Here is a 21,248-nt window from a genome sequence, read left to right as displayed (position 1 = left end):
GCGCCGTTCCAGTACAAACCGGGCATTCCAAAATGGTGGAACATAGGTGACTCGCATGGCTGATGCCGATGAATGCGCGAATACTTGTTCTTCGATTCCTGCTCGGTATCATCGCGGCCCACCGTCCTTCCCGCCGCCGAAGAAGCTTGCCCCCATGACCGCTGTCACCGCCCGCGAGCCGCAGACCGCGCGTTTCCAGGAAAAGCGCGATGCCATCCTCAACGCGGCCGCGGCGCAGTTCAACGCACAGGGCGTCAAGGGCGCGACCCTGGCCGGCATCGCGGCCAGCGTGGGCCTGGTGACCAACAGCGTCACCTACTACTACCGCAAGAAGGAAGACCTGGCCACCGCCTGCTTCCTGCGCGCCATCGTGCTGTTCGACGGCATCGCCGAGAGCGCGGCGCGCGAGGCCACGGTCGAGGCACGGGTGCGTGCCTTCCTCGCGGGCCATGCCGCGCTGCTGGCGGCGGTGGCGCTCGGCGAGCATCCGCCGGTGGTGGTCTTCAGCGACGTGCGCGCGCTGCCGAGCCCGCAGCTCGAGACGGTGCACACCGCCTACACCGGCATGTTCCGCCGTGTGCGCGGCCTGCTCAAGGATCCGGCCACGGCGCACTGGCCGCGCGAGGTGCGCAATGCGCGCACCCACCTGCTGCTGTCGCTGGTGCACTGGCTGCCGGCCTGGTTCGGCCGCTACGAGGAGGCGCAGTATCCGCGCATGATCGCGCGCGTGGCCGACGTCGTGCTCAACGGGCTTGGTGCGCCGGCTGCGCGATGGGAAGCGGCTGCGCTGTCCGATGAGGCGGTGCTGCACGCGCCCACCGACAACGCCGCGATGGATGCCTTCCTGCGCGCGGCCACCGCGCTGCTCAACGAGCAGGGCTACCGCGGCGCCTCGGTCGACAAGATCTCGGCGCGGCTCAACGTCACCAAGGGCTCGTTCTATCACCACAACGACAACAAGCTGGACCTGATCTCGGCCTGCTTCGAGCGCACCTTCGAGGTCATCCGTCGCGCCTTCGACCTCGCCGAGCAAACGGGCGGCAGCGGCTGGCAGCGCGCGGGCCTGGCGGCGCGCATGCTGGTGCGCTTCCAGCTCTCGGCCGAGGGCCCGCTGCTGCGCCTCTCGTCGACCAGTGCGCTGCCCGAGGCGGCCGACCGCGCGCAGATTCACAGGACGCTGCAGCAGCGCATCGAGCGCATGGCGGCGATGCTGGTCGACGGTCTCGTCGACGGATCGCTGCGGCCGCTCGATGCCGCGATCGCGGCGCAGCTGGTGGTGGGCCTGATCAACGGCGCGGCCGAGCTGCACCGCTGGGTGCCCGATGCGAGCGAGGCCTCGGTGGTCGAGCTCTACGTGCGGCCGATCTTCATGGGGCTGCTCAGCGAGGCGAACGCGGCCACCTGAAGCGCAGGGCTCACATGCGCGCGCGATGTGCCTCGTAGCCGGGCTCGAGTTCCACGTCCATCGACTGCAGGAAGCGGCTCACGCAGACATAGAAGCTCGCGGTCAGCACCAGCTCGACCACGGCCGCGTCGTCGAAGCCGCGCGCCCTGAGCTGCGCCACGGTGGCCGCCGAGGCCGAGGGACCGCGCGTGACCTCCTCGGCGAGCTGCAGCACCGCGCGCGCGTCGGCATCGAAGAGATCGCTGTCGCGCCAGTGTGCGAGCGCGTCGATCTGCGCCTCGCTCACGCCGGCTTCGGTGGCCATCGGCAGGTGATGGGCCCATTCGTAGGCGGTGCCCGAGAGCTGCGCGCCGCGCAGGATCATCAGCTCGCGCAGCAGTCGCGGCGTCTTCGCATTCAGGCGCAGCGGCCACGCGAAGTCGAGCCAGCCGCGGAACAGCTCGGGCGCGGTGCCCAGCACGCGGTAGAGATGGGGCAGGTGGAAGTCCGGCCCGCGCGCGGCGCGCACGCGCTCGAACAGCGCCGCGGCGGCTGGATCCTCGGGATGCTCGGGCAGCAGGGGAACGCGGGGCATGGCGCTGGGTCCTCGGTCGGTGGATGTCAGGCGGCGCGGGTGTCGGGCCGCAGGCCGGGCGAGGGCACGTTGCCGGCCGTGGCGCCCGCGTCGACCGGCAGGATCACGCCCGTGACCCAGCGCGCCTCGTCGCTCGCGAGGTAGGCCACGGCCTGGCCCACGTCCCAGCCCGAGCCCTCGGTCTGCAGCAGCGAACGCTTGCGGCGCTGCTCGCGCACCTCGGGCGTCATGCGGCCCGCGACCATCGGCGTGTAGACCATGCCGGGCGCCACGCAGTTGACGCGGATGCCCTCGACGCCGTGGTGCGCGGCCATGGCGCGGGTCATGTTGACCACCGCGCCCTTCGAGGTCGGATAGAGCAGCGCCGGCGTGCCGCCGATCAGGCCCGCGACCGAGGCGATGTTGACGATGGCGCCGCGGCCCAGCTTGCGCATCTCGGGGATCGCGTACTTCGCCATCAGCATCATCGAGGTGACGTTGACGCGCAGCGCGTGGTCCCATTCCTCGAGGTCGAGATCGACCGCATTGCCGGCCGGCCCGCCGATGCCGACGTTGTTGACCAGGATGTCGACCCGGCCCCAGGCCTCGACCGCGTGGGCCACGGCCTGGCGGCATTGCGCGGCGTCCGACACGTCGCAGGCCAGGGCGCGCGCGTTGCCGCCCTCGGCCGCGATCATGCGTTCGGTCTCGCGCGCGCAGTCGAGTTGCGCATCGAGCAGCAGCACGCGCGCGCCGCGGCGCGCGAGCAGGAGGGCGGCGGCGCGGCCGTTGCCGATCTCGGCGCTGCGCGAGCCGGCGCCGGTCACGATCGCGACGCGGCCTTCGAGGCTGCTGCTGGCGGCTTCGGCATGGGGAGTGGAAGCGGTGGATGTGTTCACGGTGCGGGCGCGGAGCCGGGGACGGTGGAGGGAATGGTCCGCAGCTTAAGTCGCGAGGCCGGCACCGACGAACGGTGTTTCTCCCAGGGTGAATCGTTTCATCGATCAGTGTAGGGCGGTCGGACGGGCCACCGCGGAAGAGGATCAGGCCGCGCGCTTGCGCGGCTTCGGGGCGGCCTGCGCGGGCACCGGCCCGCACGAGCCGCGCAGCACGAACCGCGTGGGCGCGAGCACGCGGCGCGGTGGTGCATCGGGCGCGTCGCGCATGCGCTCGAGCAGCATGCTCACGCCGTCCTCGGCCGCGCGGTCGAGGTCCACCGTCACGCTGCTGATCGGCGGGTGGTGGCTGCGCGCGAAGTCGGGGTCGCCCAGGGTGACGAGCGAGATGTCCCGCGGAATGCGCAGGCCCTGCGCGGCGATGGCGTTGAGCACGTCGGCCAGCACGCTGGTGCCGAGCGTGACCAGCGCGGTGGGCCGCACCGGGCCCTCGAGCAACTGCGTGACCGCGTCGAAGGCGGGGCTGGTGGAGGTCGGCAGCCGCACGACGTGCGCGGGCCGCGCCGCCAGGCCGCTGGCCTCGAGCCCGGCCTCGAAGCCCTCGATGCGGCGGCGCATCGGCCGGTTCTGCATGTCGGCCACCACCAGGCCCATCTCGCGATGGCCCAGGCTTGCGAGGTGCAGCACGGCCTCCTTCACGCCGCGCGGATGGTCGAACAGCAACTGGTCCTGCGCCACGTCCATGTCGCGGTCGAGGATCACGGCCGGGATGCCGAGCTTCTCGACTGCCTCGAGCACCGCCGGGTCGCGCTCGTTTCCCGGCGCGATGATCACGCCGTCCATGCGGCGGCCCTGGAACATCGCGAGGATCTCGAGCTCCCACTGCGGATCGTTGAGGCTGTTGGCCAGCAGCACCATGTAGCCGGCCTCGCGCAGCTTGGCCTCGAAGGTGCGGTAGAGCTTGGCGTAGAGCGGGTTGGCGACGTCGGTGAACATGCAGCCCACCGTGCGCGAGCTGCGCGAGCGCAGCGCCTGCGCCGCGTGGTTGAGCCGGTAGTCGAGCTCGCGCATCGCGCGCTCGACGCGCTCGCGCAGCGCGGGGCTCACGTTCTCGACCTTGTTGATCACGCGCGAGACGCTGCCCAGCGACACGCCGGCGAGCGTGGCCACGTCCTTGATGCTCGCCGTGCCGGCCTTGGGTTTCATGCGCAGTGCGGTGCTCGTGCCCGAAAGCGCGAGATTCTATGCACCGGGGTCCGGCTCAGGGCGTTGCTGCCGCGGGCGCCACCATGCGCTGCAGGAAGGGTTGGCGCGCGAACACCGCGTCGCGCGGACCGGCATCGACCACGCGGCCGGCCTCCATCAGCACCACCGCGTCGAAGCGCTCGAGCAGGCTGAGCCGGTGCACCGAGGCCACCACGCAGGCGCGCGGAAAGGCCTGCGCGATGCGTTCGAGCACGCGCGCCTCGGTGGCGGCGTCGAGCGCGCTCGTGGGTTCGTCGAGCAGCAGCAGCGAGCTGCCCTGGGCCGCGAGCACGCCGCGCGCCAGGCACAGCCGCTGGCGCTGGCCACCCGAGAGGTTGAAGCCGCGCTCCGACACCGCCGTGTCGAGGTCGCCATGCGTGGCGGCCAGCACCTCGTCGAAGGTGCTCGCATGCAGCGCGGCGCGCAGCGCCTCGTCGTCGAAGGGCAGGCCGAAGGCGAGGTTCTCGCGCACGCTGGCCTCGAACAGCTCGGTCTCCTGCGGGATCAGCGTGGCGATGCGGCGCAACTGCGTCCAGTCGGCGGGCTGGCCGTCGAGCGCGAGCACGCCGCCCTGCGGCGCATAGAGGCCCGCGAGCACGCGCAGCAAGGTACTCTTGCCGCCACCGCTCGGGCCGACCAGCGCCACGCGTTCGCCGCGCCGCAATGCGAGCGACACCGCGTGCAGGCCGCCGCGCGGGCGCTCCTCGCCGGAGGCCGTCGTCGTTGCGGGTGCGCTGCCGCGCGGTGCGTAGTTCCAGTCCAGCGCATCGACGGCCAGCGTCTGCCAGGCGGCCTCGGCATCGATGCGCTCGCTTGCGGGCACCTGCTCGGGCGGCGTGGCCAGCGAGTCGCCCTTCGGCGCGTCCCAGATCGGCGCGGCGCTGCCGTAGTCGGTGTGCATGCGCGCGAAGAAGCTGAAGTTGGCCGCCACCGAGGTGACCACGCCCGCGGCCTGCTGCGCGTACTGGTAGATCATGAACACGCCGCCCAGCATCACGGCCTGGCCCGGCGTGCGCGACTGCCAGACGTAGATGACCACCAGCCCCCAGGTCAGCGCCAGGCCCATCAGGTCGACCGCGAACCACTTGCCCTCGTTGAGCACCACGGTGCGCTTCAGCGGTTCGGACACCGCGCGCATGCGCCGGCGCAGCAGCAGTCGCGAAGCACCCTGCAGCCGCAGGCCGATCACGGTCGAGGCATTGCCGAGGAAGTCGAGCAGCGCCGCCACGTAGCGGCGGTCGGCGTCGTTCTCGGTGCGCGCCAGCCGCATCAGCGCGCGGTCGATGCGCAGGATCACGACCGCGATCAGCACGTAGCCCGCGAGCGCCGTGGCCCCGCTGGTGCGCGACAGCAGCGCCAGCGCCACCAGCGGCCCGACGAAGTTGACGAGGTTGGTGAGCCAGATGAACTGGTTCTGCGCGAAGTCCGACAGCGCGCGGCTGGCCTGGTGCACCCGGTGCTGCAGCTCGCCCGAATGGTGGCCGTCGTGCCAGGCCAGCGGCGCCGCGGCGATGCGCGCATAGAGCTGGTCGGCCAGCGTCTCGCGCACCTTCACGCCCACGTTGCGCTCGAGGATGCGGCCCGGCCCGTGCAGCGCCCAGGCGCCCACGTAGACCCCGGCCAGCGTGGCGATCCAGCGACCGGCGCCGCCGAAGTCGCCGCGCTGCAGCGCGTTGATGGCCTGGCCCGCGAGGTAGGGCAGGGTGAGGCGGATCAGCTGCGAGCTGGCCAGCAGCGCGGTGGCGCCCAGCAACTGGCCTCGCGCGCCGGCGGCGAAATGCCACAGGGCTGCATAGAGTTCGCGGATGGCGCTGCCGGGCCGGGTGCTCGTGGATTGCATGGGGGCAGTGTGCCCAAGGCCGAGGATCGCCCGGCGTAGGAGCGCGGCACGCGCGCGTCGCTGATCCGCAACGAGGCGATGCAAAAGTAACTTTATGTATGGTTAAATCCGCCGCAACTTACGCGAAGTAGAGGACGAGGGATCCCATGAAGCTGCTGTTGAGCCTTGCGTGCGCGGTCGTGGCCCTGGCCGGCTGCGTCAGCACGCCGCCGACGCCGACCGAGCCGGGAACCGGCCGCGGCCTGTCCTATGTGCCCATGGTGGCGATGCAGGGCGTGGACAAGGCGCGCTACGACGCCGACGTGGCCGACTGCCGTACCTCCGCCCTGCGCATCACGGCGCGCAACGAGGACAACAACGGCATGTGGGCCGCTTTCGGCCTGGGACTGATCACGGTGCACGGCCAGGGCATCGCGGGCGCCGCCGCCTGGACCAGCGTTGCCGCGGTCGTGGCCGACATGACTTCGCGCCCGCCCGAAGCCGTGATCGCCGAGCACCAGCAGATCGCCGTGGTCCATTGCATGGCCAAGCGCGGCTACCGCAACCTCGACCCGAACGTGCGCGACAGCTTCTATGCCTACGGCTACTCGCCGGTCGAGTCGTTCGCGCCGCGCCGCACCGGCGTCGACACCTACAACGTCGAGCGGATCGCGAAGAACGGCCGCTGCAACCTGCAGCCGCGCGCCGAACTCACGGCCAAGGGACCGGGCTACGAGGCCTACACCGTGCCGTGCGAGAACGGCGGCAGCTGGGCCGTGCGCTGCGAGTTCGGCCAGTGCCGCGTGCTGGCGCAGGCGCCCATGCGGCGCTCCTGAGTCGGGTTCGACCGGTCAAGAAAAAAGCGGCGCCTCGGCGCCGCTTTTTCGTTGGGCTGGCTCAACGCCAGACGTAGTGCCCGCGCACCAGCCGGCCGTGCTCGCGGTGGGCCGGCACCCAGACCTTGTGCTTGCGGTGGTGGGGCGCCATGTGCGGCCGGTCGTAGCCGGGGCCGCCATGGGGTTGGGCCATGACGGCGCCGGAGGAAGCGAGCAGGCCGAGGGCGGCCGCGAGGATGAAGAGGGTCTTTTTCATGTTGGAGTCCTTCATGGGAGTGGATGCGCGGCGAAGCACCGTCGCAGGGGCTTCGATCCGCACGGTGGAACCTTAGTTCGCTTCGGTGACGGCGTCGCGTAGGCGCTCGCGCAGTCCGTGCGCGGGCGCGCGGCCCTTGAAGGCGTGCAGCTCAGTTCACGACCAGCCCGCGCAGCGCGGGATCGGCCGGCGGCGGCTTCAGGTCCATCTCGTGCAGGGTCTTCACCAGCAGCTCGGCGATCATCAGGTTGCGGTGCCGCTTGCTGTTGGCCGGGATCACGTGCCAGGGCGCATGCGCGCTCGAGGTCGCGGCCAGCGCCTTGTCGTAGGCACGCTGGTAGGCATCCCACTTGGTGCGCACCTCGAGGTCGGCCATGCTGAACTTCCATTCCTTGCCGGGCGTGTCGATGCGCGCCTGCAGTCGCTGGCGCTGCTCTTCCTTGTCGATGTGCAGCATGCACTTCACGATGGTGGTGCCGGTCTCCACGAGCAGGCGCTCGAAGTCCTCGATCTGCGCATAGCGGCGCTTGGTTTCGGCCTTGTCGATCCAGCCTTCGACCACCGGCACCAGCACGTCCTCGTAGTGGCTGCGGTTCCACACCATGACCTCGCCGGTGCGCGGCACCACGGCATGGCAGCGCCACAGGTAGTCGTGCGCGCGCTCCTCGTCGTTGGGCGCCTTGAAGGCGCTCACGCGCACGCCCAGCGGCGAGGTGCGCGAGAACACCCAGCGCACGGTGCCGTCCTTGCCGCTGGTGTCCATGCCCTGCAGCACCACCAGCAGCTTGCGCCGGCCTTCGGCATGCAGCAGGTTCTGCAGTTCGTCGAGCTCGATCGCCAGGGCGTCGAGGCGGTCGCGCTGCGCGGCCTCGTTGCCCTTGAGGAAGGGCGTGTCGCCGGGATCGATGCGGGAAAGCTGGAACTTGCTGCCGACGCGGTACTTCTTGAAGCTGGCCATGGCCTGCGGTCTCCGTTGAATGAACGAAGGCCACAGGGTACGCGATGCGCGCGCCGCGGCTGTCAGCGCTCGTCGGGATCGATCGAGGCGCTCCAGCGGTTGTCCCACTCGGCATGGCGCGCCGCGTCGTCGAGCACGCGCCGGTCGCGCTTGGTCGGGCGCCCCTGCTCGATGGCGAGCGCGGGTTCGCTGCCCATGCGGCGCTGCTCGCGGAAGGCGGCCTGCGCCGCCAGGCTCTCGGGCGTTTCCTCGTAGAGCTGCTGGGCCACCGGTGCCGGGCCGCGCTGGCCGCTGAGGCCGCGCACGGCGACGGTGCGGGTCAGCGGGCCGAGCCGGATCGCGACGGCGTCGCCGACCTTGACCTCGCGCGAGGCCTTGGCGACGTCGCCGTTCACCAGGATGCGGTTCTTGCCGATCTCCTCGGCCGCCAGCGAGCGGGTCTTGAAGAAGCGGGCGGCCCAAAGCCATTTGTCGATGCGAAGACGATCCATAAATCAGGAGGTGTGCCGGTCCAGGGGCAGGTGCACGACGGCGTCGAGCCCGGCGATATTGTCCCGCGTGTCGGGGCCCGTGCGGTTGTCGAGCGCGATCCGGCCGTCGAGCGCGAGCACGATCTCGCGGCAGATCGCGAGGCCCAGGCCCGAGCCGCTGGCGCTGTCGCCGGCCGAGAAGGGCGCGAACAGCCGCTGCCGCAGCTCGGCGGAGATGCCCGGGCCGCTGTCGCGCACCCGCAGCATCGCCTCGCCGGCCTCGGCGCGCACCGCCACCGACAGCGCGCCGCCGGCCGGCGACTGCTTGATCGCGTTGTGCAGCAGGTTGCGCGTGAGCTCCTGCAGCATCCAGCGGTGGGCGCGCACCGGCACCGGCGCGTCGGCGTCGAGCTCGAAGTCGAGCGCCTTGTCGGCGATCAGCGGCGACAGGTCGAGCACGATCTGGCGCGCCACCTCGGCCAGGTCGAGCCGCACCGACTCGGGCTGCTGGCGCAGCTGCTCCACCTTGGCCAGCGAGAGCATCTGGTTGGCCAGCGCGGTCGCGCGGTCCACAGTCTGGGCGATCTCGACCAGCGCCTGCTCGGGCGCCAGGTCGCCGCGCCGCGCCGACTGCACCTGCGCCTTGAGCACCGCCAGCGGGGTGCGCAGCTGGTGCGCGCTGTCGCGCACGAAGCGCTTCTGATGGTCGAGCAGCCGCTGCAGCCGCCCCATGACCTCGGTGGTGGCATCGATCAGCGGGCGCAGCTCGCGCGGCGCATCGGGCGCGTCGATCGGCGACAGGTCGTCGGCGGCGCGCCGGTCGATCGCCTCGCCGAGCTGGCGCACCGGCCGGGTCGCGCGCTGCACCACGAACACGGTGACGGCCGCGATCACGCCCATCAGCAGCAACTGGCGCCAGAGGGTGTCGAGCAGCAGCTTGCGCACCAGGGTCTCGCGCAGTTCCAGGGTCTCGGCCACCTGCACCACGGCCATGCCGCGGCCGCGCGCGCTGGCCACCGGCTGCAGCAGCACCGCCACGCGCACCGGCTGGTCGCGAAAGCGTGCGTCGTAGAAGTCGACCAGCGCGGCGTAGGGCGTGCGATCGGGAATGCGGCCGTGCCAGAACGGCAGCTCGGCGAAGCCCGAGATCATCTCGCCATGCAGCGTGGAGACGCGGTAGAAGAGCCGGCTGCGGTTGTCGGCCTCGAAGGCCTCGAGCGCCGAGTAGGGCACGATCGCGCGCAGCTCGGCATGCTCGTCGTAGCCCTCCACGTCGAGCTGCTCGCCGATGGTCTTGGCCGAGGCGAGCAGCGTGCGGTCGTAGGCGGTGGTGGCGGCGGCCAGGCTCTGGCGGTAGAGGCTCACGCTGTTGATCACGATCAGCAGCGCGACCGGCGCGAGGATGCCGAACAGCAGCCTCGCGCGCAGCGACAGGTTGGTCGTCATGGCTCCGCGCGAAGAAGGTAGCCGAGGCCGCGCAGCGTCATCAGCGCGGCGCCGGTGCCCACGAGCTTCTTGCGCAGCCGGTACACCACCACCTCGACCGCCTCGTACTGCACGTCGGTCTCGCCCGGGAACACCAGCTCGAACAGTCGTTCCTTGGTGAGCGCGTGGCCGGGCTTCATCATCAGCGCCTTGAGCAGCGCGAGCTCGCGCGGCGTGAGCTCGAGCACCTCGGCGCGGTGGTAGATGGCGCCGCTGTCGGGCTCGAAGCGCAGGCCACCGACCTCCTGCGGATTGAGCACCGGGTCGGGCCCGGCGTTCTGGTTGCGCCGGCGCAGCGCGCGGATGCGGGCCTCGAGCTCGTCGAGGTCGAAGGGCTTGGGCAGGTAGTCGTCGGCGCCGGCATTGAGGCCGACGATGCGGTCGCCCACGGTGCCGCGCGCGGTCAGCAGCAGCACCGGTGTGCGCAGGCCCTCGGCGCGCGCCTGCGCCAGCACCTGCAGGCCGTCGAGGTTGGGCAGGCTCAGGTCGAGCGCCACCACGTCGGGCTCGACCGCGCGCCAGTGCTCGAGCGCGAGCGCGCCATCGCCGCAGACCCGCACGTCGATCTTGCGGCGCGCGAGGCTGCGCTGCAGCGTGACCTGCATCGAGGGATCGTCTTCGACCAGCAGCAACTTCATGGATCGGGGCGGCCGGCGGGGGGCGCGCGCAAAGCTCGGAAAGGGGCTCGGGGCGGGGGAGGGCTTCGGTGTTTTCCCCAGTCCGGTGGACAGCCAACTGACAGCGGGGCGGCGCATGATAGCGGTTCAGGTCCAAGTCAGGTTCCGTTCCTTTTCCCCCTCAGGAGACACCAACGATGCGTCGCGATACCTTTTTGAAGTCCCTGGCCGCGCTGGCCGCCGCCGGCGCGCTGCCGCTGTCGGCACGCGCCGCAGCCAACGTCAAGATGATGATTCCCGCCAACCCCGGCGGCGGATGGGACACCACGGGTCGCGCGCTGGGCAAGGCGCTGACCGACGCCAAGGTGGCCGACACGGTGGCCTACGACAACAAGGGCGGCGCCGCCGGCGCGCTGGGCCTGGCCCAGTTCGTCAACGGTTCCAAGGGCGATCCGAACGCGCTGATGGTCATGGGCTCGGTCATGCTGGGCGGCATCATCACGGGCAAGCCGCCGGTCAAGCTCGAGCAGGCCACGCCGATCGCGCGCATGACCACCGAATACAACGTCTTCGTGCTGCCCTCGAACTCGCCGTTCAAGACCATGAAGGACGTGGTCGAGCAGCTCAAGAAGGACCCGGGCAGCGTGAAGTGGGGCGGCGGTTCGCGCGGCTCCACCGAGCACATCGCCGCGGCCATGATCGCGCAGAAGGTCGGTGCCGATCCCTCGAAGATCAACTACGTGGCCTTCCGCGGAGGCGGCGAGGCCACCGCGGCCATCCTGGGCGGCAACGTCACGATCGGCGGCAGCGGCTACAGCGAGTTCGCCGAATACATCGCGGCCGGCAAGATGAAGCCCATCGCCGTCACCTCGGCCCAGCGCTTGCCCGGCATCAACGTGCCCACGCTCAAGGAGCAGGGCATCGACGTGGAGATCGGCAACTGGCGCGGCGTGTACGGCGCGCCCGGCATCAGTGCCGAGCAGCGCAAGGCCTTGACCGAGATGGTGCTGGCCGCGCTCAAGAGCGCCTCGTGGGCCGAGTCGCTCAAGAAGAACGACTGGACGCCGGCCGTGCTCTCGGGCGACGCCTTCAGCAAGTTCGTCGACGACGACTTCGCGAGCCTGCGCGCCATCATGGCCAAGTCCGGCATGGTCTGAGCCTCCGCTCCACCCAGCCCACACGGCGCGCTGTCCCTCACGACAGCGTGCCGTTTTCAAATCCAGCCCGTCTCGCTCGAATCCGGGAGCCAGAAATGACAACACCAAATCCCTCGATGGCGCCGCCCGACCCGGGCGCCGCCCCCGCCGCGCCATCCGCGCCGTGGCCTCAAACGGTCGTCGGCGTCGGCGTGCTGCTGACCGGCGCCGCGCTGGCCTATGGCGCCATCGGCATCTCCTCCGAGGCCGGCTATGGCGGCGTCGGCCCCAACTTCCTGCCCTGGCTGGTGTCCATCGTGCTGATCATCTGCGGCGCCTGGATCACCTGGGAGGCGCGCAGCGGCGGCTTCCGCGAACTCGAGGCGCCATCGGGCGACGACCGCGCCTACTGGCCCGGCTTCGTCTGGGTCTCGGCCGGGCTGCTGCTCAACGCGGCGCTGATCACCTCCATCGGCTTCATCCTGAGCTGCGCGCTGTGCTACCTGCTCGCGGTGCAGGGCCTGCGCCGCGCGAGCGGCCAGTCGGCCGCCGGTTCGGCGCGCACCTGGGTGGTCGATTTCCTGACCGGCGTCGCGATCTCGGCGCCGGTGTTCTGGATGTTCACCAAGTTCCTGGCCATCAGCCTGCCGGGCCTCACTGCCACAGGGTGGATCTGACATGGACATCTTCAACGCCCTCATGAGCGGCTTCGCGGCCGCGATCACCCCGATCAACCTGCTGTGGTGCCTCATTGGTTGCGCCCTGGGCACGGCCGTCGGCGTGCTGCCTGGCATCGGCCCCGCGGTGGCGGTGGCGATGCTGCTGCCGATCACCGGCAAGGTCGACATCACGGCCTCGATGATCTTCTTCTCGGGCATCTACTACGGCGCCATGTACGGCGGCTCGACCACCTCGATCCTGCTCAACACGCCCGGCGAAACCGCCAGCATGGTGACGGCGATGGAGGGCAACAAGATGGCCAAGAGCGGCCGCGCGGGCGCGGCGCTCGCCACCGCGGCCATCGGCTCCTTCGTCGCCGGCACCATCGCCACCGTGGTCGTCACGCTGTTCGCGCCCTTCGTGGCCGACTACGCGGTGCGGCTCGCGGCGCCCGAGTATTTCCTGTTGATGCTGCTGGCCTTCACCACCGTGAGCGCGGTGCTCGGCAAGAGCACGCTGCGCGGCATGACGGCGCTGTTCGCGGGCCTCGCGATCGGCTGCGTCGGCCTCGACCAGATCTCGGGCCAGGGCCGCTACACGGGCGACATGCCCGAGCTGCTCGACGGCATCGAGATCGTGCTGGTGGCCGTGGGCCTGTTCGCGGTGGCCGAGGTGCTCTACGCGGTGCTCTACGAAGGCCGCGTGGTCGAGGGCCAGAACAAGCTGACCCGGGTGCACATGACCAAGCGCGACTGGAAGCGCTCGATCCCGGCCTGGCTGCGCGGCGCCGCCATCGGCACGCCCTTCGGCTGCATCCCGGCCGGCGGCACCGAGATCCCGACCTTCCTGAGCTATGCCACCGAGAAGAAGATGGCGAAGGACGCGGACGCCAAGCAGGAGTTCGGCACCACCGGCGCCATCGAGGGCGTGGCCGGTCCCGAGGCCGCGAACAACGCCACCGTGACGGCCGCGCTGATCCCGCTGCTCACGCTCGGCATCCCGACCTCGAACACCACGGCCATCATGCTGGGCGCGTTCCAGAACTACGGCATCCAGCCGGGCCCGCAGCTGTTCACCACCTCGGCCGCGCTGGTGTGGGCGCTGATCGCCTCGCTCTACATCGGCAACCTCATGCTGCTGGTGCTGAACCTGCCGATGGTGGGCCTGTGGGTCAAGCTGCTCAAGATCCCGAAGCCGCAGCTCTACGCCGGCATCCTGATCTTCGCGACCGTCGGTGCCTACGGCATGCGCCAGAACACCTTCGACCTGTTCCTGCTCTATGCCATCGGCCTGCTGGGCGTGGTGATGCGGCGCTTCGACTTCCCGACCGCGCCGGTGGTGGTCGGCATGATCCTGGGCCCGCTGGCCGAGGCCAACCTGCGCAACGCGATCTCGATGGGGCAGGGCAGCCCGGTGGTGTTCTTCCAGCGGCCCGAGTCGATCGTGATCGTCATCGTGATCGTCGCCGTGCTGGTGCTGCCTCGCGTGGCCAAGCGCATGAGCGAGAAGAAACTCGCGCGGCTCGCGGCCTCGAGCTGAGACCGGTCTTCGTTCGACACAGCGCCGCGGGCAGCGATGCCAGCGGCGCTTTTTCTTTGGGTTGCCGCCCTGTGCGCGAACACGAACGGTTTCAGGGCCCGGCCGAATTTCATAAAATGAGAACTATTCTTATTCGTTGATGGGTGCCCGGCACTCGTTGGAGAAGTGCCATGGCCGCGGCCGAATCCGCCTTGCAGCAGGAAGTCCGAAGCTTGTACAGCGACCATCACGGCTGGCTGCAGGGCTGGCTGCGCCGTCGGCTGGGCAATGCCTTCGATGCGGCGGACCTCGCGCACGACGTCTTCATCCGCCTGCTGGCGCGGCGCGAGCCGGTCGGCATGAAGGAGCCGCGGGCCTACCTGTCGTCGGTGGCGCGCGGCCTGGTGATCGACCACTGGCGCCGCCGCGAGCTCGAGCAGGCCTGGCTCGAAACGCTGGCGCAAATGCCCGAGGCCACCGCGCCTTCGCCCGAGCAGCGCCTGCTGATCCTCGAGGCGCTGGTCGAGATCGACCGCATGCTCGACACGCTCAAGCCCGCCGTGCGCACGGCCTTCCTGCTGGCCCAGTTCGACGGCCTGAGCTGCCGCGAGATCGGCGAGCGGCTGGGCGTCTCGCTCGCCACCGCCGAGCGCTACGTGGCGAAGGCGCTGCGCGCCTGCTACGCCTTCCGCTTCGAGGCATGAGCGCCGCGCCGGGCCGCCCCAAGCAAGCTCGCACCGCAGTGCGAAGCACGAAGGTATTTCGATGAGCACTGTTCTGCCCGACAGCGTGATCGACGCCGCCATCCTGTGGTCGGTGCGGCTGGCCCATGGCGAACCCACGCCGAGGATGCAGCGCGCGCACGCGCAATGGCTGGCGGCCGATCCGCGCCATGCGCAGGCTTGGCAGCGTGTCGGCGACCTGCGGCGCGGCTTTGCCGGCATGCCGGCCGGCCCCGCGCGCGACACCCTGCAGGCCGCGCAGCTGCACCGGCAGCAGCGCGGCCGCCGTGGCGCGCTCAAGCTGCTGTCGCTGGCCGGCGTGGCGCTGGGCGCCGGCTGGCTGCTGCGCGAGCATGCGCCCTGGCAGCGCCTGCTGGCCGATGCCAGCACCGGCACCGGCGAGCAGCGCACCCTGCGGCTGGCCGATGGCACGACGCTGGTGCTCAACACCGACAGCGCGGTCAGCACCGAGCTGAACGACGAGCGCCGCCTCGTGGTGCTGCGGCGCGGCGAGATCATGGTCAGCACCGGCGACGATGCCGGCGCCGCCGCGAAGCGCCCGTTCTGGGTCTACACGCCGTTCGGCCGGATGCAGGCGCTGGGCACGCGCTTCGTGGTGCGCATCGACGAACGGCGCGCGCGCGTCAGCGTGCAGCAGGGCGCGGTGGCGCTGCATCCGGGCGACGGCCCTGTTGAGGCCGTGGTGCAGGCGGGCCAGAGCCGCTGGCTCGCCGAGTCGGGCAGCACGCCGGCCGCCAGCCGCGGCTTCGACGAGGACGGCTGGGTCGACGGCGTGATCGCCGGCCGGAACATCCGCATGGCCGACCTGCTGGCCGAGCTCGGCCGCTACCGTCCTGGCGTGGTGCTGTGCGATCCGGCCGTGGCCGAGCTGCGGGTTTCGGGCGTGTTCCATGTGCGCGACAGCGACCGCGCGCTGCAGTTCCTCGCGCAGACGCAGCCGATCTCGGTGCGGCTGCGCACGCGCTACTGGGTCTCGGTCGGCCCGCCGGCCTGAGCGGGCTTTTCAAAAAAATTTCGAGGACGGCGCGAAAAAACTGAGGGGATCGCGTTTCTCGTCCGACCTCCTGGATGAACCCGCTCGGCGACGAGCGCCTTCCATCCTTCGAGCCTGTCCTGACCCATGAGCCTTTCCCGATTCCGCGCCGCCGGCGCGCCGACCTTCGCGCTGCACACGGCGCTGCATGCCGCGCTGGCCCTGGCCGTGTTCGCCGCCGCCGCGCTGCCCGAGGCGGCGCACGCGCAGGCGCCCGACGAGATCCGCAGTTTCAGCGTGCCCGCCGGCCCGCTCGATGCCGCGCTCGACCGCTTCGCGCGCAGCGCGGGCGTCAACCTCAGCTACGACCCGGCGCTGGTCGCGGGCGCCGTCACGCGCGGGCTCGAGGGCCGCCACGGCATCGCGAGCGGACTGGCCGCGCTGCTGGCCGGCAGCGCGCTCGAGGCCGTGCCGCGCCAGGGCGGCGGCTTCTCGCTGCGCCGGGTGGAGGCGCGCGCACCCGTGGTCCCCGGCGCCGGCGGCGCGGCACTGGCGCCGGTGACCGTCACGGCCGCCGGCCCCGCGGCCGAAGTGCTCGCGGCGCCCTACGCGGGCGGGCAGGTGGCGCGCGGCGGCCGGCTCGGCATGCTGGGCACGGCCGACATCTTCGAGACGCCGTTCAGCACCAAGGCCTACACGGCCGAGCTGATCCGCAACCAGGGCGCGCGCAACGTCAACGACATGGTGGCCAACGATCCCTCGATCCGCACCAGCCTGTCGGCCACCTCGCCGCTCGACCAGAGCTCGATCCGCGGCTTCCTCACCAACAGCGACGCCTACCTGTTCGATGGCCTCGAGGGCCTGTTCGCGTACAGCAACATCCCGATCCAGCACTACGAGCGCCTCGAGGTGCTCAAGGGGCCGGCGGCCGGGCTGGTCGGCGCCTCGGGCTACGGCAGCACCACCGGCGGCAGCTTCAACCTGGTGCCCAAGCGCGCCACCGACACGCCGGTGCGCTCGATCACGCTGTCGGCCAACCAGCGCTCGTTGCTCGGCACCCATGTCGACCTGGGCCAGCGCTTCGGCGCCGACCACCAGTTCGGCGCGCGCATCAACCTCAGTGCCGAGGACGGCCGGGTCTACGACGGCGCCGACCGGCGCCTGGCCGCGGCGCAGATCGCGCTCGACTACCGCGGCGACCGCTTCCGCGCCGTACTCGATGCCGGCTATACGCGGCGCACCTCGTCGCCGCTGTTCAACCACTGGTTGCTGCAGGCCGGCGCCGCGCTGCCGCCGCCGCCCGATCCCAAGGTGCATCCCAAGCCCTCGTGGGAGATGCTCGAGGTGCGCCAGCCCTTCGCGCTGCTGAGCACCGAGTGGGACTTCGCGGACAACTGGACCGCCTACGCGCGCTTCGGCAAGCTGCGCGAGACCGCGCCCGAGCGCCGCTACATCGACCAAACCACCATCAACGGCCTGGGCCAGGTCAACTACAGCAGCGCCTCGAGCCTGCTGTGGACGCAGTCCAACCAGGTGGCCGATGTCGGCGTGCGCGGCAGCTTCTCGCTCGGGGCGACGAAGCACAAGCTCGCGCTCAGCGCCGTGTCGCAGCGCCAGCAACTGCTCGACATGCGTTCGCAGTCGCTGCCGCTGCCCCAGCGCGTGGTCGGCAGCATCTACACGCCGAAACTGGTGCCGAATCCCTTCGCCTTCGGCGTGCCGGTGGTGCAGGGCGTCGACAGCCCGGCGCTAGACCTCGACAGCCTCGCGGTGGCCGACACCATCTCGGCCTTCGACGACCGCCTGTTCGTCACGCTGGGCGCGCGCCACCAGCGCATCAAGAAGCTGCCCTACGACCAGTCGAAGACCACGCCCACGGTGGCCGCGCTCTACAGGTTCGACCACGGTATCTCGGTCTACGGCAACTACGCCGAGTCGCTGGCCCAGGGCGCGGTGGCGCCGGCCGGTGCGCGCAACGCGGGCGAGCAGCTCGCGCCCTACCTGTCGCGCCAGCACGAGTTCGGCCTCAAGTGGGACCGCGGCAGCCATGGCCTCACCGTCGCGTACTTCGACATCCGCAAGGCCACGGCCTTCGTCGACAGCGACAACTTCTTCCGCGCCGCCGGCCTGCAGCGCAACAAGGGCGTGGAGATCGAGAGCTTCGGCGAGATCGGCAAGGGCCTGCGCCTGCTGGGCGGCGTGGCCTGGATCGACGCGCGCATGTCGAAGACCGCGGGCGGCGCGAGCGACGGCAGGAAGGCCATCGGCGTGCCCGAGTTCACCGCCAATCTCGGCCTGGAGTACGACGTGCCGGCCATGCCCGGCCTCACGCTGACCGGCCGCTACATCTACACCGACAGCGCCTGGGTCGACCTCGCCAACACGCAGCGCGTGCCCTCGTGGAAGCGCATCGACATCGGCGCGCGCTACGCCACGCGCGTGAACGGCGTGGCCACCACGCTGCGCGCCGGCATCTCGAACCTGCTCGACGACAACTACTGGACCATCGCGGGGCGCAACTTCATCTCGGTGGCGCCGCCGCGGACCTGGCAGGTGCAGGCCAGCTTCGACTTCTAGGGGGCCTTCGCCAGGTCGTCGTCGATGTGCGGATCCGGCGGCTGCCCGCGCAGCCTGCGCACCGTGCGCCGGATCCAGTGCTCGATGTCGTCGACGTAGGTGAACACCGCCGGCACCACCAGCAGGCTCAGCACCGTCGAGGTGATCAGCCCGCCGATCACCGCCATCGCCATCGGCGAGCGGAAGCTCGAGTCGGCGGCGCTCCAGCCGAAGGCGATCGGCGCCATGCCGGCACCCATGGCCAGGGTGGTCATGATGATCGGCCGCGCGCGCTTGTGGCAGGCGTCGAGCAGCGCCTCCCAGCGGTTCATGCCATGGTCGCGGCGCGCCACGATCGCGTACTCCACCAGCAGGATCGAGTTCTTGGTCGCGATGCCCATCAGCATGATCAGGCCGATCAGCGAGGGCATCGACAGCGCCTTCTGCCCCAGCAGCAGGCCGACGAAGGCGCCGCCCAGCGCGAGCGGCAGCGCGCACAGGATAGTCACCGGGTGCAGGAAGTCCTTGAACAGCAGCACCAGCACGATGTAGATGCACAGCACGCCGGTCAGCATCGCCAGGCCGAAGCTGTTGAACAGCTCGGTCATCACCTCGGCGTCGCCGACCTCGGTCACGCGCACGCCCGGCGGCAGGTTGCGGATCGAGGGCAGGGCCATCGCGGCGTTCTTGGCGTCGCCCAGGCCGACCGAGGAGAGCTCGATCTCGAAGTTGACGTTGCGCGAGCGGTCGTAGCGGTCGATCACGGCCGGGCCGCCCTCGACCGTGAGCTGCGCCACCTGGCCCAGCATCACCGGGCCGCGGCTGCCGGGCACGGTCAGGCGTTCGAGCAACGCCAGGTCCTGCCGCGCGCTGTCCTCGAGCTTCACCAGGATCGGCACCTGGCGCTGCGCGAGGTTGAGCTTGGGCAGCGACTGGTCGTAGTCGCCCAGGGTGGCCACGCGCAGCGTCTCGGCAATGGCGCTGCTGGTCACGCCCAGGTCGGCGGCGCGCGCGAAGTCGGGGCGCACGGCGATCTCGGGCCGGATCAGGCTGGCCGTGGAGGTGATGTTGCCCAGGCCGGCGATGGTGCGCAGGTCGCGCTCCACGTCGCGCGCGGCGCCCACCAGCGTGGCCGGGTCGTCGCCCGACAGCGAGAGGATGTACTTCTCGCCCGAGCCGCCCAGGCCCACCGTGCTGCGCACGCCGGGCAGGGTCTCGAGGGCGCGGCGGATCTCGTTCTCGATCACCTGCTTGCGCGGCCGGTCGCCGCGCGGATCGAGCTTCACCGTCAGCGTGGCCTTGCGCGTCTCGGGCGTGCCGAAGTTCGCGAACGGATCGCCGCCCGCGCTGCCGCCGCCCACGGTGGTGTAGACGCTGCGCACATGGCGGATCTTCATCAGCCGGTTGCGCGTCTCCTCGGCCGTGGCCTGCGTCTGCGCCAGCGTGGCGCCGGGCGCGAGCGACAGGTAGACCTGGGTCTGCGAGTTGTCGTCGGGCGGGATGAAGCCGGTCTTGAGCAGCGGGATCATCGCCAGCGAGCCGAAGAAGAACAGCGTGGCCAGCACCATGGTCTTGAAGCGGTGCGTCATGCACCAGGTGACCCAGCGCATGTAGACCGACAGCCAGCGTGGCTCCTTCTCCTGGTCGACGATGGGCTTGAGCAGGTAGGCCGCCATCATCGGCGTGAGCACCCGCGCCACCACCAGCGAGGCGAACACCGCGAGCGAGGCGGTCCAGCCGAACTGCTTGAAGAACTTGCCGGCCACGCCGCTCATGAAGGCCGTGGGCAGGAACACCGCGATCAGCGTGAAGGTGGTGGCGATCACCGCCAGCCCGATCTCGTCGGCCGCCTCCATCGCCGCGTCGTAGGGCGACTTGCCCATGCGCAGGTGGCGCACGATGTTCTCGACCTCCACGATCGCGTCGTCGACCAGGATGCCGATCACCAGCGACAGCGCCAGCAGCGACACCACGTTGATCGAGAAGCCCAGCAGGTGCATGCCGATGAAGGCCGGAATGGCCGACATCGGCAGCGCCACGGCCGAGACGAAGGTGGCGCGCAGGTCGCGCAGGAACAGCCACACCACCAGCACCGCGAGGATGGCGCCCTCGTACAGCAGGTGCAGCGAGCCGTCGTATTCCTCCTGCACCGGCTCCACGAAGTTGAAGGCCTCGGTGAGCTCGATGTCGGGATGCTGGGCCTTGAGGTCGTCGAGCGCCTTGTGCACCAGCGCGCCCACTTCCACCTCGCTGGCGCCGCGGCTGCGCGCCACCTCGAAGCCCACCACCGGCTTGCCGTCGAGCAGCGCGGCCGCGCGCGGCTCGGCGATGGTGTCGCTGATGCGCGCCACCTGGTCGAGGCGCACGCGCCGGCCGTCCGACAGCGCGATCTGCATCGCGTTGAGCTGGTCGGCCGAGGTCACGGTGGCGAGCGTGCGCACCGGCTGCTCGCTGCCCGAGAGGTCGAAGCGGCCGCCCGCGCTCTCCACCTGCACCTGGCGCAGCTGGCGCGAGATGTCGGCGGCGGTGGCGCCGAGCGCCTGCAGCTTGTTGGGATCGATGTCCACGTGCACCTGGCGCGTGACGCCGCCCACGCGCGCGACCGCGCCCACGCCGGGCTGCGCCAGCAGCTTCTTGCTCACGTCGTTGTCGACGAACCACGACAGCGCCTCGGCGTCCATGTGGCTCGAGGCGATGGTGAAGGCCAGCACCGGCTGGGCCGCGAAGTCGAGCTTGGTGATGACCGGGTCGCGCAGGTCGGCCGGCAGGTCGGCGCGCACCTTCTGCACCGCCGAGCGCACGTCGTCCACGGCCTCCTGCACCGGCTTCTCGAGCCGGAACTCGACGATCAGCGTGACCGCGCCGTCCTGCACCTTGGTCGTGATGTGCTTGAGGCCCTGCACGGTGGCGATCGAGTTCTCGATCTTGCGCGCGACGTCGTTCTCGAGCTGCGAGGGCGCGGCGCCCGGCAGCGAGGCCGAGACGGTGACGGTCGGCAGGTCGATGTCGGGGAAGTTCTGCACCTTCATCGCGTTGAAGGACAGCAGCCCGCCGAAGGTGAGCAGCACGAACAGCATCACCGCCGCGATGGGGTTGCGGATGGACCAGGCGGAAACGTTCAT

The 21,248-nt window shown here is 70.7% G+C and carries 18 protein-coding genes; 8 read left to right on the top strand and 10 right to left on the bottom strand.

What is annotated here, in order from left to right:
• Nucleotides 1–154 precede the first annotated feature (154 nt).
• Nucleotides 155–1,405, top strand: coding sequence for a TetR/AcrR family transcriptional regulator (locus R0232_RS20255; protein WP_431509198.1), 1,251 nt, complete (start codon nucleotides 155–157; stop codon nucleotides 1,403–1,405).
• Nucleotides 1,406–1,415: 10 nt separating this feature from the next.
• Here R0232_RS20255 and R0232_RS20250 read toward each other — a convergent pair whose 3' ends face one another.
• The 4 genes from R0232_RS20250 to R0232_RS20235 all read right to left on the bottom strand — a co-directional run bounded on the left by R0232_RS20250 (nucleotide 1,416) and on the right by R0232_RS20235 (nucleotide 5,939).
• Nucleotides 1,416–1,979, bottom strand: coding sequence for a carboxymuconolactone decarboxylase family protein (locus tag R0232_RS20250; protein WP_431509197.1), 564 nt, complete (start codon nucleotides 1,977–1,979; stop codon nucleotides 1,416–1,418).
• A gap of 26 nt (nucleotides 1,980–2,005) precedes the next feature.
• Nucleotides 2,006–2,857 (bottom strand): SDR family NAD(P)-dependent oxidoreductase, encoded by an 852-nt coding sequence (locus R0232_RS20245; RefSeq protein ID WP_431509196.1) that lies wholly within the window; start codon nucleotides 2,855–2,857, stop codon nucleotides 2,006–2,008.
• A 144-nt stretch (nucleotides 2,858–3,001) separates the two neighbouring features.
• Nucleotides 3,002–4,060 carry a LacI family DNA-binding transcriptional regulator gene (locus tag R0232_RS20240; protein WP_431509195.1) on the bottom strand — a complete coding sequence of 353 codons (1,059 nt, stop codon included), beginning with the start codon at nucleotides 4,058–4,060 and terminating at the stop codon, nucleotides 3,002–3,004.
• Between the two features lie 55 nt (nucleotides 4,061–4,115).
• Nucleotides 4,116–5,939: an ABC transporter ATP-binding protein gene (locus tag R0232_RS20235; protein ID WP_431509194.1), complete on the bottom strand. Its 1,824-nt coding sequence runs from the start codon at nucleotides 5,937–5,939 to the stop codon at nucleotides 4,116–4,118.
• A 146-nt stretch (nucleotides 5,940–6,085) separates the two neighbouring features.
• Here R0232_RS20235 and R0232_RS20230 point away from each other — a divergent pair, with 146 nt between their 5' ends.
• Nucleotides 6,086–6,754 (top strand): hypothetical protein, encoded by a 669-nt coding sequence (locus tag R0232_RS20230; protein ID WP_093344280.1) that lies wholly within the window; start codon nucleotides 6,086–6,088, stop codon nucleotides 6,752–6,754.
• Between the two features lie 61 nt (nucleotides 6,755–6,815).
• Here R0232_RS20230 and R0232_RS20225 read toward each other — a convergent pair whose 3' ends face one another.
• The 5 genes from R0232_RS20225 to R0232_RS20205 all read right to left on the bottom strand — a co-directional run bounded on the left by R0232_RS20225 (nucleotide 6,816) and on the right by R0232_RS20205 (nucleotide 10,561).
• Nucleotides 6,816–7,010, bottom strand: a complete 195-nt coding sequence (locus tag R0232_RS20225; RefSeq protein WP_143129176.1) for a hypothetical protein — start codon at nucleotides 7,008–7,010, stop codon at nucleotides 6,816–6,818.
• A gap of 151 nt (nucleotides 7,011–7,161) precedes the next feature.
• The gene (locus tag R0232_RS20220; RefSeq protein ID WP_057596507.1) at nucleotides 7,162–7,968 is read right to left on the bottom strand and encodes a PPK2 family polyphosphate kinase; all 807 of its coding nucleotides are present in this window, start codon (nucleotides 7,966–7,968) and stop codon (nucleotides 7,162–7,164) included.
• A gap of 62 nt (nucleotides 7,969–8,030) precedes the next feature.
• On the bottom strand, nucleotides 8,031–8,459 hold the full coding sequence (locus R0232_RS20215) for an RNA-binding S4 domain-containing protein (RefSeq protein ID WP_431509193.1): 429 nt from the start codon (nucleotides 8,457–8,459) through the stop codon (nucleotides 8,031–8,033).
• A 3-nt stretch (nucleotides 8,460–8,462) separates the two neighbouring features.
• Nucleotides 8,463–9,884, bottom strand: coding sequence for a sensor histidine kinase (locus tag R0232_RS20210; protein WP_431509192.1), 1,422 nt, complete (start codon nucleotides 9,882–9,884; stop codon nucleotides 8,463–8,465).
• Nucleotides 9,881–10,561 carry a response regulator transcription factor gene (locus R0232_RS20205; RefSeq protein ID WP_093344273.1) on the bottom strand — a complete coding sequence of 227 codons (681 nt, stop codon included), beginning with the start codon at nucleotides 10,559–10,561 and terminating at the stop codon, nucleotides 9,881–9,883. Before R0232_RS20205 ends, R0232_RS20210 begins: the two co-directional genes overlap by 4 nt.
• A gap of 176 nt (nucleotides 10,562–10,737) precedes the next feature.
• Between R0232_RS20205 and R0232_RS20200 the strand changes: the two genes are divergently transcribed.
• The 6 genes from R0232_RS20200 to R0232_RS20175 all read left to right on the top strand — a co-directional run bounded on the left by R0232_RS20200 (nucleotide 10,738) and on the right by R0232_RS20175 (nucleotide 18,147).
• Entirely contained in the window at nucleotides 10,738–11,697 is a 960-nt protein-coding gene (locus R0232_RS20200; RefSeq protein ID WP_093344272.1) for a Bug family tripartite tricarboxylate transporter substrate binding protein, read from the top strand.
• A 116-nt stretch (nucleotides 11,698–11,813) separates the two neighbouring features.
• Nucleotides 11,814–12,353, top strand: a complete 540-nt coding sequence (locus tag R0232_RS20195) for a tripartite tricarboxylate transporter TctB family protein (protein ID WP_431512913.1) — start codon at nucleotides 11,814–11,816, stop codon at nucleotides 12,351–12,353.
• A 1-nt stretch (nucleotide 12,354) separates the two neighbouring features.
• A complete protein-coding gene (locus tag R0232_RS20190; protein ID WP_093344269.1) occupies nucleotides 12,355–13,875 on the top strand; it encodes a tripartite tricarboxylate transporter permease in 1,521 nt (506 codons plus the stop codon).
• A gap of 170 nt (nucleotides 13,876–14,045) precedes the next feature.
• Nucleotides 14,046–14,558, top strand: coding sequence for a sigma-70 family RNA polymerase sigma factor (locus R0232_RS20185; RefSeq protein WP_431509191.1), 513 nt, complete (start codon nucleotides 14,046–14,048; stop codon nucleotides 14,556–14,558).
• A 61-nt stretch (nucleotides 14,559–14,619) separates the two neighbouring features.
• On the top strand, nucleotides 14,620–15,591 hold the full coding sequence (locus tag R0232_RS20180) for a FecR domain-containing protein (RefSeq protein ID WP_431509190.1): 972 nt from the start codon (nucleotides 14,620–14,622) through the stop codon (nucleotides 15,589–15,591).
• A gap of 126 nt (nucleotides 15,592–15,717) precedes the next feature.
• A complete protein-coding gene (locus R0232_RS20175) occupies nucleotides 15,718–18,147 on the top strand; it encodes a TonB-dependent receptor (protein WP_431509189.1) in 2,430 nt (809 codons plus the stop codon).
• Here the strand turns inward: R0232_RS20175 and R0232_RS20170 are convergent.
• Nucleotides 18,144–21,248, bottom strand: coding sequence for an efflux RND transporter permease subunit (locus R0232_RS20170; RefSeq protein WP_431509188.1), 3,105 nt, complete (start codon nucleotides 21,246–21,248; stop codon nucleotides 18,144–18,146). The genes R0232_RS20175 and R0232_RS20170 overlap by 4 nt on opposite strands.

It is taken from the genome of Variovorax sp. DAIF25 (genome assembly GCF_050711835.1).
Taxonomy (GTDB): Bacteria; Pseudomonadota; Gammaproteobacteria; order Burkholderiales; family Burkholderiaceae_C; genus Variovorax.
The sequence above is the reverse complement of the archived record's forward strand: the minus strand, read 5'-3'. Positions and strand labels throughout refer to the sequence as shown.

Bases quoted from the DNA above. Each gene is read 5' to 3' on its own strand.
- R0232_RS20225 (WP_143129176.1), bottom strand. From the start codon at position 7,010: ATGAAAAAGACCCTCTTCATCCTCGCGGCCGCCCTCGGCCTGCTCGCT.
- R0232_RS20235 (WP_431509194.1), bottom strand. From the start codon at position 5,939: ATGCAATCCACGAGCACCCGGCCCGGCAGCGCCATCCGCGAACTCTAT.
- R0232_RS20185 (WP_431509191.1), top strand. From the start codon at position 14,046: ATGGCCGCGGCCGAATCCGCCTTGCAGCAGGAAGTCCGAAGCTTGTAC.
- R0232_RS20175 (WP_431509189.1), top strand. From the start codon at position 15,718: ATGAGCCTTTCCCGATTCCGCGCCGCCGGCGCGCCGACCTTCGCGCTG.
- R0232_RS20250 (WP_431509197.1), bottom strand. From the start codon at position 1,979: ATGCCCCGCGTTCCCCTGCTGCCCGAGCATCCCGAGGATCCAGCCGCC.
- R0232_RS20240 (WP_431509195.1), bottom strand. From the start codon at position 4,060: ATGAAACCCAAGGCCGGCACGGCGAGCATCAAGGACGTGGCCACGCTC.
- R0232_RS20210 (WP_431509192.1), bottom strand. From the start codon at position 9,884: ATGACGACCAACCTGTCGCTGCGCGCGAGGCTGCTGTTCGGCATCCTC.
- R0232_RS20170 (WP_431509188.1), bottom strand. From the start codon at position 21,248: ATGAACGTTTCCGCCTGGTCCATCCGCAACCCCATCGCGGCGGTGATG.
- R0232_RS20205 (WP_093344273.1), bottom strand. From the start codon at position 10,561: ATGAAGTTGCTGCTGGTCGAAGACGATCCCTCGATGCAGGTCACGCTG.
- R0232_RS20180 (WP_431509190.1), top strand. From the start codon at position 14,620: ATGAGCACTGTTCTGCCCGACAGCGTGATCGACGCCGCCATCCTGTGG.
- R0232_RS20195 (WP_431512913.1), top strand. From the start codon at position 11,814: ATGGCGCCGCCCGACCCGGGCGCCGCCCCCGCCGCGCCATCCGCGCCG.
- R0232_RS20230 (WP_093344280.1), top strand. From the start codon at position 6,086: ATGAAGCTGCTGTTGAGCCTTGCGTGCGCGGTCGTGGCCCTGGCCGGC.
- R0232_RS20190 (WP_093344269.1), top strand. From the start codon at position 12,355: ATGGACATCTTCAACGCCCTCATGAGCGGCTTCGCGGCCGCGATCACC.
- R0232_RS20220 (WP_057596507.1), bottom strand. From the start codon at position 7,968: ATGGCCAGCTTCAAGAAGTACCGCGTCGGCAGCAAGTTCCAGCTTTCC.
- R0232_RS20255 (WP_431509198.1), top strand. From the start codon at position 155: ATGACCGCTGTCACCGCCCGCGAGCCGCAGACCGCGCGTTTCCAGGAA.
- R0232_RS20215 (WP_431509193.1), bottom strand. From the start codon at position 8,459: ATGGATCGTCTTCGCATCGACAAATGGCTTTGGGCCGCCCGCTTCTTC.
- R0232_RS20200 (WP_093344272.1), top strand. From the start codon at position 10,738: ATGCGTCGCGATACCTTTTTGAAGTCCCTGGCCGCGCTGGCCGCCGCC.